Source organism: Simiaoa sunii (genome assembly GCF_014337175.1).
Lineage (GTDB): Bacteria > Bacillota > Clostridia > Lachnospirales > Lachnospiraceae > Acetatifactor > Acetatifactor intestinalis.
The window spans coordinates 3,411,033-3,423,464 of the sequence record NZ_CP060633.1; the positions used below are offsets into that span (position 1 = coordinate 3,411,033).

Sequence of the window (12,432 nt, forward strand, 5' to 3'; positions counted from 1 at the left end):
TTATTCTTTTTCGGTTGCTTTCTCGCGCAGCACTTCTTCAAACCGATCGATGGGTACCGGTTTGGAATAGTAATATCCCTGCTGCCAGGTAGATCCAAATTTCTCGATATAGTCGCTGACTTCCTTATTCTCAATACCCTCAATACAGGTTTCGGTGTTTGTCCTCCTGGCATAATCCACGATAGACTGCACCATAGCCTGATTCTGAGGTTTTTGCTTAATATCACGGATGAAGCTCATATCTACCTTCAGTTCGTCAAAAGGAAGCTCCAGCGCCAGACTTAAGGAACTGTTGCCTGTTCCGAAGTCATCCAGTGCGATCTTGATCCCCTGGGAATGGAAAAATTCTACCTCTCCGCGCAGGAAATGAATATCCAGATCTCTGCATCGTTCTGTCAATTCGAGGCAAAGCTCCTCCGGCTTCGCACCGGTCTCTTTTAAAATATTCATGACAGCACTGCGGAACTCTCTGCGTTCCAGCTGTGCCGCCGCCACATTGACATTGACGAAAAATCCTTCTGTCTCCTTGCGCAGCTTCTGTACATCCGTAAGTGCTGTCCGCAGAATCCAGTTCCCCAAATCAAAAATACAGGGATCCTCTTCCAGCCATTCCATGAACACACCGGGGGACACCATCCCGTAAGGTTCCAGTTCCCAACGGAGCAACGCTTCCATTCCCCGGATCTTGCCGGTCTTCGTATCGGCAATCGGCTGATAGAACATCCGGAAGCCTTCAAAGTTATGCGTAGCACACTGATGGATCACACCGATCAGTTCAAACTGGTTCTCGTCACTGCCACAGACCTCATCATTAAAAATCACCAGCTCTCCATGATGCTCAAGCCGGGAATGGTTCAACGCGTAAGTCAGACGGCTGCGGACCGCATTTGTCTCCTTCATATAAGGTTCCATAAATATTGCGCCGGCAGATACCTTCAGAGGGATCTTTTTCCCCTCTACCTCTGTATTTTCAAAAGCATCTATAATCTCATCGTATATCTGCTGCAGTTCCGCTTTGGATACCTTTTTAAAGCTGATCACAAATTTCGCACCGGAAAGCCGGTATACATATCCTTTTCCCTTTAACAGACGCAACAACTCCTGTGCCGCACAATTCAGAATCTTATCCGAAAAAGCAGCACCGTACATAACATTAATATGGCTGAACTGATCCAGTCCGATCTTCAGCAGTGCCCCCTGTCCGCTTTCCTCCAGGAATTCCCTGATCTCCCGATCCAGCGCCGGTTCCGTATGCAATCCGGTGGTCGCATCCACCTCGTCGGAAATACCGTAGTTGTTATATCGTATTACGATCACAAAAGGCTTTCCATCCTTATCATTCAGCATTTTCGCCCTGGCACTGATCCGGTTGTAGGTGCTTCCGTCACTCACCCGGTATTCCCAGGGCTCGTCCATATTTTTCCCGGCAACTCTCTCCAGGAATCCCCTCCGGAAATCCTCAAGATCATCCGGATGGATCGATCTTTTTGATTTTTCCTGTCCGCGAATGGTATAGTTCTCCTGCATACCAAAATATTCCATCGCCTTCTCGGACCACCATGTTACTCCGTTCCGCAGATTGGTTATGGATATGTAGGATTTTTTCGCCAGAGAAGTAATGGCTTTTACAATATCCGGGAACAGGATATCCACTTCCTCCCAGAATTTCTGCTCGTCATATTTATTGATACTCATGTCTCCTCCCGGCACTTTCTTCTGTATGCCCACAGTCTCTATATGCACCCCTGCATCATACAAATTATAACATATCGAAATGATGTTTACGATAGGATTATTAATATAAATTTTTTATGAAATAAAACATCTTCTGATTGACTTCGAAAACTATCTGTAATACTATGCAATATAGCATTTATTTCAAATTTGAAATATTCATTTTTGTAAAAGGAGCCTCGAATGAATACTGATATCGAATTCGTACAAAAATTTAATCTGGCTTACAACGCCATGTGCAAGCCTCTGTGCCAACAGTTAAAGCTGCCGCAGACAGCTTTTGATATTCTCATGTTCTTCGGCAACAATCCGGAATACCGGACCGCCAGTGATGTCGTGGAGATCCGCCGGATCAAGGCGAACCTGGTGTCCGTCAATGTGGACAAGCTGGTGCGTGAGGGATATCTGGAACGCAGAGAAGCTCCGGACGATCGCCGGAAGACTCTGTTGTTCTGCACGGAGAAAGCTCAGGATGTCATCGAAAAAGGCCGCATGATACAGAGCATTTTCAAAGATACTCTGCTCGACGGCACCGATGAGGCAAGCAAAAAGATCTTTTTACACATGCTTCATGTCATGGAAGAAAATATGGACAATATCCTGAAAGGAGCTAAATAAATGCAGATTTTAATCACAATTCTTGTCACTTTTTTCGCCGGCATGGGAGCCGGCCTGGGCACCGGTTTCGCCGGAATGAGCGCTGCTGCCGTCATCAGTCCCATGTTGATCACTTTCCTCGGCATGGATCCCTATATGGCTGTGGGTATCGCCCTGTCTTCGGATGTCCTCGCCAGCGCAATATCTGCCTATACTTATGCAAAGAACAAAAATATTGATATCAAAAACGGTCTGATCATGATGGGAAGCGTGCTGGTATTCACTGTCGTAGGCAGCTACGCATCCAGCCTGGTGCCTTCCGCTACCATGGGGAATTTCTCCGTGTTCATGACTTTCCTGTTAGGTATCAAATTCATCGTCCGTCCCGTAATGACCACCAAGGAAGCCATGCAGGGCGTCTCCGCGAAGAAAAGAGCCATCCAGTCTCTGGTATGCGGTATGCTGATCGGCTTCATCTGCGGTTTCATCGGCGCCGGCGGCGGTATGATGATGCTGTTGATCCTGACCTCTGTCCTGGGTTATGAACTGAAGACCGCTGTGGGAACCAGCGTCTTCATCATGGCATTTACCGCATTTACCGGTGCTGCCTCCCATTTTGCCATCGGCGGCATGCCTGACTGGACCGTATGGATCCTGTGCGTTGTATTTACCCTGATCTGGGCGCGGATCGCTGCACTGTTCGCCAACAAGGCGACCCCCAAGACCCTGAACCGTGTCACCGGTGTGATCCTGGTGGTGCTGGGCATTGCAGTTATGTGTTTTAACCTGTTAGCCTAGCTGATTTCCTATACCTTGTGTATTTTCCGGCGGAGTGGTCGTTGCATTGCTCCGCTGATTTTCTATGATCTTGCGGATTTCCGACAGATCCCTGGCAAAATAAATGCCTTCCTGTCTCTCCGGGGAGGACAATCCCTTCTCCGTCATATGTGATAACAGTGCTTTCAGGCTGTCATAATAGCCGTTAAGGTTATAGAGAATGCAGGGTGCCTCCAAGTGCTTTAATGACACTTTGGACATCACTTCAGCGATCTCTTCCAGCGTTCCGGTTCCGCCGGGAAAAGCAATAAATACATCTCCCAGTTCGATCATTTTCGTCTTGCGTTCTGTCATGTCCTTCGTGACGATCAGCTCCGTAATGGCATCATACTGGTATTCCATATCAATGAAAAACTGCGGCTCCACGCCGGTCACCTCGCCGCCTGCCTGTAATACGCTCTCCGCGATCTCTCCCATGAGACCGGATTTCGATCCACCGTATACCAGACGGTTACCGCTTTCACCGATCCAGGTTCCCAACTCACGCACAGCTTTCCTCAGAGAAGGATCATTTCCTTCATTTGCTCCCAGATATACCGTAATATTCATCTTATTACCCTCCTGCTTCCAAGTATAAGGTCTTTCCTTTCTTTTGACAAGGTAGGAGCTACCGGCACGAATGTGAATGACGTATCGGTTGCGTTAATTCAGGCATAGTACATCTGCTGTTCGGATTCTGCTTTTACGTAAGCAATAAATTCTTCAGCCACATGGGACAGGGTATGATTTTTATTCCAGATCAGTGCATAGGACGCATGGGCATCGGGATGCTCCACTTCCCGCACACAGACATCCTTGTCCCGGATCAGGGAAGAAATGGATGCCGGATAAATAGAGATCCCGACTCCGTGCAGGCTCAGCTCATAGGCATTCATCATATGAGCGATGCGCCCCCGGATCACCGGTGCATGCCCCGTTCCCTCGAACCATTTGTCGATCTCTCCCTTACGGGACTCTCGGGAAGGGATCAACAGGTCGTAGGGTAACAGTTCCGAAGGCTTCACCGGGTCATTTTCCTCCGCGTACAACGGATGTCCCTTAGGTATCACCGCCACCCAGGGTTCCTCATAGACCGGCAGCACCTCATATTCTTCTGTATTATAAGGTGCCGTGATCATGGCGATCTCGCACAATCCCTTTGTCACACGATTATTCACATCATCCGTGTTACCATTCCACAGATTATACTGCACATGGGGATGTTTTTGCCCGAATCCCGCGATCCATTCCGCAAAAAGTCTGGGACCGCAGCCCTCTACCGACGCAATATATAATGTCCCCTGCAGTCCTTCCTTGCGCTCTCTGACATCCTCCTCCGACCGGTTCACCAGATCCAGGATCTGATTCGCATATTGCAGGAAAAGCTCTCCCTCTTCTGTCAGGGACACTTTATGGGGCGTCCGAAGGAACAATGTCGTCCCCAGTTCCGCCTCCAGATCCTGGATCTGACGACTTAAGGGCGGCTGCGCGATCGCCAGCTGCTCCGCGGCTTTCGTGAAGCTTTTCTCCTCCGCCACTGCCTTGAAATACCGGATATGCCGCAATTCCATCTTCCCAGCATCCTCCTTCCATGCTTTTTCCAAAAATCAGCTTAATCATTCTATTTGTGTAACATGCTGTATTTTCTTTTGCTATACCTTTTGGGTATTATTATACTTCTATTATATGTATTTCACATTATAAGCGCAATATGGTAAATTATAATCATCAAAAGGAAGTCAGGCCTGACCCCTTAAACGTAACAACAAAGTCAACAGTTCATTTGTTTTGGAAAGGTTAAGGGTGAATATTATGAAGAAGATTATGGAAAGAGTTTCTGAATTTTTTGATGAATACTACAAGAGCTTCGCTGAGAAGTTCTAATCGGAGTGTGTCTCTCACACTTACATACACAGAAGAAAACAGCAGATCTGGCGGGATCTGCTGTTTTTTCTCACTAATTAAGTATGCTGGTGGCCGGACTTGAACAAAGTCCCTATACCCGCAAACCCGCATAGAAAGGAGCTTGCCGGAGTACTGACTTGGGGTGTGTAAACAGAGTATAAAACTGAAAGTTTCAAGTGTGTTGTAAAATAGGAATTGTCTGGTTATCTCATTCAACTGACAACCAGACAATCCATTTAAAAGTCTGTCAAAAACATTTTTGCAATGCTATTTAAACTAAAATTATCAGCTACATTTTCCATTCCTAATTTAATTTCATCTCTGCTGAAGTCATTTGCTTCTAAAAAATCATCTGTTTTGTCATTCAAGTAGGAATAAAATAATATTGCGACTTCCAAACTATTCATATCTGTAGCACTTATTAAATCATATAATCTATTTTCTGCTTCATTGATTTCCCCGGCGTCAACCATGTCTATCAAATTTTCCAATGTTTCCTTTTCTTCTTTGTTTTTGGTCGCAATAAGTGGTTGAAAACCTACGCATTGAAAATATGCGATATTTTAAGAACTGGTTGAAAGAGATAATGATAATTACCTGAATCCGTGAAGTTCACGGATTTATAAAGTTGATTCCTTAAAAAGCGAATCAACTAAAAGATCTTTGCACAATTACGTGAGGAGAATATCGCCATTTTTAATCTGATGCTGTGAACGGTTGGGTGTTACATCCATTCGATTGCAGCACTTAACAAAATCTCTCCTTTGGTCTATTTTTTCCCTATCCCACACAAAACAAAACTCCTTAATTAAAAAACCTTTTTTTACTTCTACATATCCCATCACCTCATCATTCAAATAAAGTATCCATCTTTCATCCTGTTTCTTAATTATCAACTCCTGTAATTGACACAACTCATATGCATATTCATGTTTCTGGACAACCTCAAATAAAAAGCTCTCATTGATTTCCTTTCGTGTATAATATGTAGAAATATATGCCTCATCATTCTCTTCACTTCCCAATTCAACACAATCCCTATTATCACTTCCTAAAATGAAATAATACACTAATTTATCCATTGTAGAATCTACTTTCATCGCTGAGCCCATCATCAGACAACCGATCAAAAAAATAATTGTCCAAAACAAATATATTCCCCAATAAGCAGATTTGCTTTTGACAATATTCTTATTACGATGTCTCCCAAAGCACATAAGATGTGTTAATTGTCTTGGATAAAAAATAATCAAAAAAGCTGAAACAACTATATAACATATTTTCATTTTATTATCGTTCTCCTGAATCCGTGAAGTTCACGAATTTATAAAGTTGATTCCCTAAAAAGCAAATCAACTCAAAAGTCTTTGTGCAGTTAACGAGTTACATTATCATTGAACAAATCATGGATAACTCAATATGTTCGATTATCCTCACGCTTCGTTGGATACATAATCCTATTACTTTTAGGTGTATTTCAGACACTTTTTTATCTGTATTATTTCAAATTGTCCCTCATATTTGAGGTTTTGATATTTTTTAGAACCATAGTAGAACCACGCATACACAAACTGTGCTTTTACAATTACTCCAAACCATTAGCTCTGCTCGAATATACAATTTCCAACAATTCTCCCGTCGTATCAAAAGCTCTTAATTTAGCAAGTAAATCTTCATCTTCTGTATTTACTACCGTCTTAACTCTATCCGGATTATCATAAATTCCACATGATGTAACAAATGGAAGTTCCTTGTTTATCATTGCCTGTGTAATCCTATTCTGTAAATCTGTTAACTCTGCGGAATAATCTCTTGCTTCCTGATAGGTACTTTCATCTGCCGGAGCATCCTGTATTTCTGTATTTACTTCTGACTCACTAACCCGTTGCTCAGTTTCCTGCTGCTCAGAAATGGAACAATCAATATTTAGTATTTCTTCAATTACGTCTTTTTGCTCTTTCCTCAGTTCATTATAAGCAACTCCACCATATTCATAAAACGTTCCTGAAACAGCAGTATATTTCAAACTGTCTAGTTTACATCCATTTGCCATACTAAAAGTCAGATATCTACCATTTCTTACAGCGTTCAGCATACCACCATCATCTTGTCCATAATTAATTCTATCCCAATTTTCAGGTCCATAACAAGTAAGTGAGTTCAATACTTTATAAAGAGATGTAATACTATCTGAATCAGTTATTGAAACATTTCCTATCTCAAGCTGTAATGCTTTTCCTTCATCTGTATTATCTACATCTGAAGGTTTCACATAAACTTCTTTTATATCTTGTTCACTATGCACATCATATATCAAAGAAAGAACATCCTTGAATGGATATTCATCACTTTCAAAGTACATAAATTTCCATAACAGATATGTTCCGGCAGTCTTCCTAATAATATATTGCAAGTCATTATGTCCTGATACATAATATGTTTCTTCGTTGGCTTCTACCTCTTTTCCCATTGACTTTTCCAACTGTTCACTTGAAACAGAAGCAACTGCTTCATATACCGCAGTATACTTATCAATTTGAACCTTGCAACCTTTCATTGCCTGCTGAGATTGCGAACCATCAGCAGATGCTAATAATGTATCAATCGCAATGAATCTTTCCTGGTCAATTGATGGGACATCATTCTCTTCTACGCCAGTATTATCAACAACAATTGTTTTCTCAGGTTCCTGATTTATAATTGATGTCTTTACAAAAGCACCGATTCCCACCCCAAGAACAACTACTAAACATGCTGCAATACTTCCATATTTAACAATTTTGCTTATATTTCTTTTTTTATTCATATTTCGTCCTCCTTGTTCACTTCTTCTAAGTAAATCCTCATCCAAGTTTCCAAAGCCGATAAATAAATCCTCTTTATTCATGAAAGATATCCCTCCTTTTCCAATCTGTCTCGCAGTTTATTTCTTGTGCGATTAAGCATCACTCGAATATTATTTTCTGACATACGATACCTAACTGAAATATCCTTAATTGAATCTGAATAGAAATATCTTCTGATAAAGACATTTCCTTCTCTTTCAGGTAATGCTCTGACAAATGTGTTTATTGTTTCTTGCAATTCTTCTACAATATACAATGCTTCTACATCTGAATGTCCTGCCAAGCATTCTTCCAATTCTTCCAAAACTAATGCAATCTCTCCTCGTCCTCTTTTTTGTGTATATTTATTTCTATATTTATTAAAGGACAGATTCCGCACAATTTTAGCTAAGAACAGATTAAAGTGTACCGGATGTGTTGGTGGTATTGAATCCCATGTTTGCATCCATGTATCATTTAGGCATTCTTCCGAATCCTGCCTATTTCTAAGAATGTTGTTTGCAATCTTATAACAATATGAGCCATATTTTATTGAGGTTTCTTCTATTGCTTTTTCATCCCTGTTAAAATACAGTTGAATGATTTTTTCATCTGTCATTACTCTACTCCTTAAATCGCGACTTTAAGTTCCCTACATCCTATATGACACCAAATAATTCAAAACATTACAATGATTTTTATAAAATATAGCACGAAAGAAGGGGCTTGCATATACAATGCCTCCCTCATAAATTTTCATTTGTCTACTTCATTAACTGGGGTTTCACAATCAGATATACCTTCGTCCTTTCTACCATAAAAGGGATAGAACAAACACTTTTCCGTGTGAGTCCTATCCCTTTATATTGTTATTTGTAACCAAAAAAATGTAACACAATGGCTATTGTGTTACATTTTTCTGCTCAATAAGTATATCGGATATGAATTATATTTCTTAAAGGATAGTGCTTTTCATCTGTGATGTAGTCAAGGGATATTTCTCTTTTGTGTTTCCTGCTCCATGTCCGCAGCGCTGTGTAGCTAGCGTTGCGGATAACGACTTTGCAAAAGGCGTGAAAGGTATACTCGATATGTTCCCGGTAATCTTTTGTGCAGGTCATGGAAATTCCCCCTTAGCTGCCTAAAAGCAAAGACAGGCGGGGCTGTCAATAGCGGACGTAGCCCGTTCATTTTACTGTGGACTAATATGTGTTGCATTTTTTTGCTTTCTTAATTCTGTTCCCACTAACACAATAGATAGCACAAACGCTGAAAAATCAGCAATAGGCCCCGCTAGCAATACTCCCATAATTCCGAAACGAAGCGGGAGCAGCAGGGTAAGCGGAATCAAGAAAAAGGTCTGCCTTGTTAATGCCAACAGAGCACCTCTTAACGATTTTCCTATTGCGGTAAAAAAGCTGGAAGAAAGCAACTGCACACCATTTACCAACACCATGAAAAGATAGGTACGCATGAACAAAACAGCAAATTCAAAATACAGCTCGTCCCCGTCTCCGAATAGTGAAATGATAGATTGCGGGAAAAATTGAAATGCGATAAAAGCAATAGTGGAAACAACAAGATTCCACTTTACTGCAAGCATGTAAGCCTCCCGTACCCGATGATATTGCCCTGCTCCATAGTTGAAACCGATAATCGGCTGTGTCCCTTGCGAGATTCCTACAACAATCGCAAGGATTATGGCATTTGTTTTCATAACAATTCCGCAAGCTGCCAAGGGAATATCCGTTCCATATTTTGTTAATGCGCCGTAATAAGTCAACGAATTGTACTGAATGATTTGAATCACGGTAACTGCAATCTGGTTTGAGCTGCTGCTTATCCCCATGCTGCAAATTTTCAGGCTTTCTTTAATGTCCAATAAAAACGACTCTTTTTCAAAATGGATTGTTTGGAAACGCCATAGATAACGGAGTGCGAGTATGAAAGAAAAAATTTGCCCAATAACCGTTGCCCAAGCTCCACCGGCAATTCCCCAATCGCAAACAAAAATAAAAATGGGGTCAAGAATGGTATTGATAATAGCTCCCACAACCATGCAGACCATTGAATACTTTGGTTTTCCATCTGCTCGAATCAAATTGCACATACCATTCGTTACAATGAGAAACGGCATTCCAATCAATGTTATGCTGGCATACTGCTTTGCATATGGAAATACATCTGTCGTTGCCCCAAATGCCTTTAGGAGCAAAGACAGAAAAGTTTCTCCAACCAGCAAATAAATAATTCCGAAAATTCCCATCAGAACAATACCATTTCCCGCTGCTTTGGCGGCAGCTTTCGGCTCTTTGCGTCCAAGACAGAGGGAAACACGGGAAGCACTGCCAATTCCGACCAGTAGTGCAATGGCAAGGCAGATGGTAGAAAACGGGTAGGCAACATTGGTTGCTGCATTTCCCAAATAACCGACCCCTTGACCAATAAAAATCTGATCCACAATATTGTAGATTGAGCCGACAAGAGACGCCACAATACTGGGAACAGCAAAATTTTTCAACAGCTTTGAAATTTTTTCATAGCCCAGAGGATTTTCAGTCATTGAACTCCTCCCCCCTTCTCTCTATATGGAGTTCCGATGTGATATTTCTGCCCGCCTGTATTAAGAAATCCATAAAAAGGTTCTGCTCGGATTCGCTCATACCCTGCAATAAAAGAGCTTCTGTCTTTTCGCATATCATCTGTATCTCGTCAATAAGAGACAATGCTCTTTCTGTAGGATACAATTTACATGTCCGCTTATCCTTATCATTGGGAGAACGTGTAATCATTCCCTGCTTTTCCAATGTCGCAACCGTCCGTACAATATTGCTTGGATGAACATAGAACATATCCATTAAAGAATCCTGTAAAATGCCAGGCGAACGACAGATTTTAACCAAAAACATATATTGGCTGTTGTTGATTCCAAAGGGGGCAAGCTGTTTATCCAAATAGATTTTGTAAAATCGGTCTGTTACTGAAAGCCATTTTAATAGTTGCATAGATATATACCTCCAATCAGAACGTATTATGCGTCAATATGCGTGCGCACGCAAGTATTTTTTCTGCCAACAAATATTTCCAAATTAAGGTATTGAATCCTTATCGTGTTTTTGTAGATAGGTATGAGAGGGATTCCGTAGTAGTCGGCATTGTGGGAATGTGTATAACTGGCTGTCTTATAGAGTTATCCATGATTCCATAGCCTGTTATGCACATTTCCACAATGCTTGTCTTTTGGTCTTTGTTTTCTTTGGTTCGGAATAGTGTGGTGCTGGCGGTCTATCTCTTGTTTTCGGTTGCTTGCTTCTTTACCGTACATGAGCATTATCTCCGGGGATGCAGCAGCAGATCACAAGCGGATACCGAAAAGGTTTCTGCACTCAAAGTACCGGAAAAGCCCCTGCCGCCTTCCTCGATCCTCACGCTCTCTGCAGATGCAGAAATTGAAACGCCTGCGTCCATTGAAGATACCAACTGGCATGAGCTGCAGAATGCTTTCCGGACAAAAAAATCCTTACCGGAACTCTTGGCGGTATTGAAAAACTAGAAACCGGCGGAACGATTGCGATTGTCTATTATAAAGAGCAGCGCATTGTGATTCCCTTGTCGGAAATGATGATAAACCTAAAAGAAGATGCCTCTTCAGACTACGGTGACATCATTAACCGCCAGAATAAGATTCTCGGCAATATGCTTGGATCCGAAATTGATTTTCTCATTAAAGGAATTGACAATAAAACCAGGTCCGTTGCTGCCAGCAGAAAAGATGCCATGCTTAAGAAACGGCAGATCTTCTATCTTCCTGATGCCAACGGAGTATCCCGGGTCTGCGAAGGCCGTATCGTGCAAGCAAGAGTCCTTGCGGTCGCAGAAAAGACCGCGCGTGTGGAGATCTTCGGTGTCGAATATTCGATTCCTGCAAGAGACCTCTCCTACGACTGGATGGGAGACGCCACGGATAGCTACCATGTAGGGGACCAGATCCTTGTCCGCATCACACATGTTTCTGTTACTTCCGTATCAGACATTACTGTAAAAGCAGATGTAAAGAGCGTTATCGGAAATGCCAGTGCTGAGAATCTTAAGAAATGTAAAGTCCAGGGAAAATATATCGGTACAGTTACGGATATTCACAAAGGTACTGTCTTTATCCGTTTAAGTATCGGAGTCAATGCTGTCGCTCATAGCTGCTATGATTCCAGGCTTCCCGGAAAGAAAGACGAAGTAAGCTTTGTAGTCACCCGGATTGATTCGGAACGAAATGTAGCGGTTGGGCTGATTTCAAGAATCGTGAAACAAAATATTTGAGAGCCTTATCGAATCTCTCTTACGTAAACGCTCCATAGCGTTTACAATCTTACCGCTTTGATCCCAGTATTATCTAAATTATATAAATCCCTGTCTCCTTAATAGGAAACAGGGATTTATATAGTATTTTTCTCTAACAAATAAAGTATTTATTTGTCATATACAGGAAACTATTAATTAAAGGAAAAGAGCATTGGGGGTTACAATCGAGATAATAAATCCCCTATAGTTCCCATTTTCA

13 protein-coding genes are annotated in these 12,432 nt (G+C 41.8%); 4 read left to right on the top strand and 9 right to left on the bottom strand.

What is annotated here, in order from left to right; translation table 11 throughout:
- On the bottom strand, positions 1-1,695 hold the full coding sequence (locus H9Q77_RS15830) for an EAL domain-containing protein (RefSeq protein WP_249326198.1): 1,695 nt from the start codon (positions 1,693-1,695) through the stop codon (positions 1-3).
- A gap of 222 nt (positions 1,696-1,917) precedes the next feature.
- On the opposite strand from H9Q77_RS15830, the gene H9Q77_RS15835 reads away from it, so the two are divergent.
- Positions 1,918-2,352 (top strand): MarR family winged helix-turn-helix transcriptional regulator, encoded by a 435-nt coding sequence (locus tag H9Q77_RS15835; protein WP_249326200.1) that lies wholly within the window; start codon positions 1,918-1,920, stop codon positions 2,350-2,352.
- Positions 2,353-3,129: a sulfite exporter TauE/SafE family protein gene (locus H9Q77_RS15840; RefSeq protein WP_249326202.1), complete on the top strand. Its 777-nt coding sequence runs from the start codon at positions 2,353-2,355 to the stop codon at positions 3,127-3,129.
- Here H9Q77_RS15840 and H9Q77_RS15845 read toward each other — a convergent pair.
- From H9Q77_RS15845 to H9Q77_RS15885, 8 genes are all read right to left on the bottom strand, one after another.
- Positions 3,121-3,717: an LOG family protein gene (locus H9Q77_RS15845; protein ID WP_022153449.1), complete on the bottom strand. Its 597-nt coding sequence runs from the start codon at positions 3,715-3,717 to the stop codon at positions 3,121-3,123. The genes H9Q77_RS15840 and H9Q77_RS15845 overlap by 9 nt on opposite strands.
- A 98-nt stretch (positions 3,718-3,815) precedes the next feature.
- The gene (locus H9Q77_RS15850; protein ID WP_148447725.1) at positions 3,816-4,718 is read right to left on the bottom strand and encodes a LysR family transcriptional regulator; all 903 of its coding nucleotides are present in this window, start codon (positions 4,716-4,718) and stop codon (positions 3,816-3,818) included.
- Between the two features lie 570 nt (positions 4,719-5,288).
- On the bottom strand, positions 5,289-5,543 hold the full coding sequence (locus H9Q77_RS15855) for a DUF6483 family protein (protein ID WP_249326203.1): 255 nt from the start codon (positions 5,541-5,543) through the stop codon (positions 5,289-5,291).
- A 180-nt stretch (positions 5,544-5,723) separates the two neighbouring features.
- Positions 5,724-6,338: a hypothetical protein gene (locus H9Q77_RS15860; RefSeq protein WP_249327181.1), complete on the bottom strand. Its 615-nt coding sequence runs from the start codon at positions 6,336-6,338 to the stop codon at positions 5,724-5,726.
- 299 nt (positions 6,339-6,637) lie between these two features.
- A complete protein-coding gene (locus tag H9Q77_RS15865; RefSeq protein WP_249326204.1) occupies positions 6,638-7,939 on the bottom strand; it encodes a hypothetical protein in 1,302 nt (433 codons plus the stop codon).
- On the bottom strand, positions 7,936-8,496 hold the full coding sequence (locus H9Q77_RS15870; protein WP_176933501.1) for an RNA polymerase sigma factor: 561 nt from the start codon (positions 8,494-8,496) through the stop codon (positions 7,936-7,938). The genes H9Q77_RS15865 and H9Q77_RS15870 overlap by 4 nt, the downstream gene beginning before the upstream one ends.
- A 573-nt stretch (positions 8,497-9,069) precedes the next feature.
- Entirely contained in the window at positions 9,070-10,440 is a 1,371-nt protein-coding gene (locus H9Q77_RS15880; RefSeq protein ID WP_148447717.1) for an MATE family efflux transporter, read from the bottom strand.
- Positions 10,433-10,882, bottom strand: coding sequence for a MarR family winged helix-turn-helix transcriptional regulator (locus H9Q77_RS15885; protein WP_148447715.1), 450 nt, complete (start codon positions 10,880-10,882; stop codon positions 10,433-10,435). Before H9Q77_RS15885 ends, H9Q77_RS15880 begins: the two co-directional genes overlap by 8 nt.
- A gap of 209 nt (positions 10,883-11,091) precedes the next feature.
- Between H9Q77_RS15885 and H9Q77_RS15890 the strand changes: the two genes are divergently transcribed.
- Together H9Q77_RS15890 and H9Q77_RS15895 are read left to right on the top strand one after the other, a co-directional pair.
- Positions 11,092-11,430 (top strand): hypothetical protein, encoded by a 339-nt coding sequence (locus H9Q77_RS15890; protein WP_249326206.1) that lies wholly within the window; start codon positions 11,092-11,094, stop codon positions 11,428-11,430.
- 47 nt (positions 11,431-11,477) lie between these two features.
- Positions 11,478-12,191: a S1 RNA-binding domain-containing protein gene (locus H9Q77_RS15895; protein WP_249326207.1), complete on the top strand. Its 714-nt coding sequence runs from the start codon at positions 11,478-11,480 to the stop codon at positions 12,189-12,191.
- The last annotated feature ends 241 nt before the right edge of the window (positions 12,192-12,432 follow it).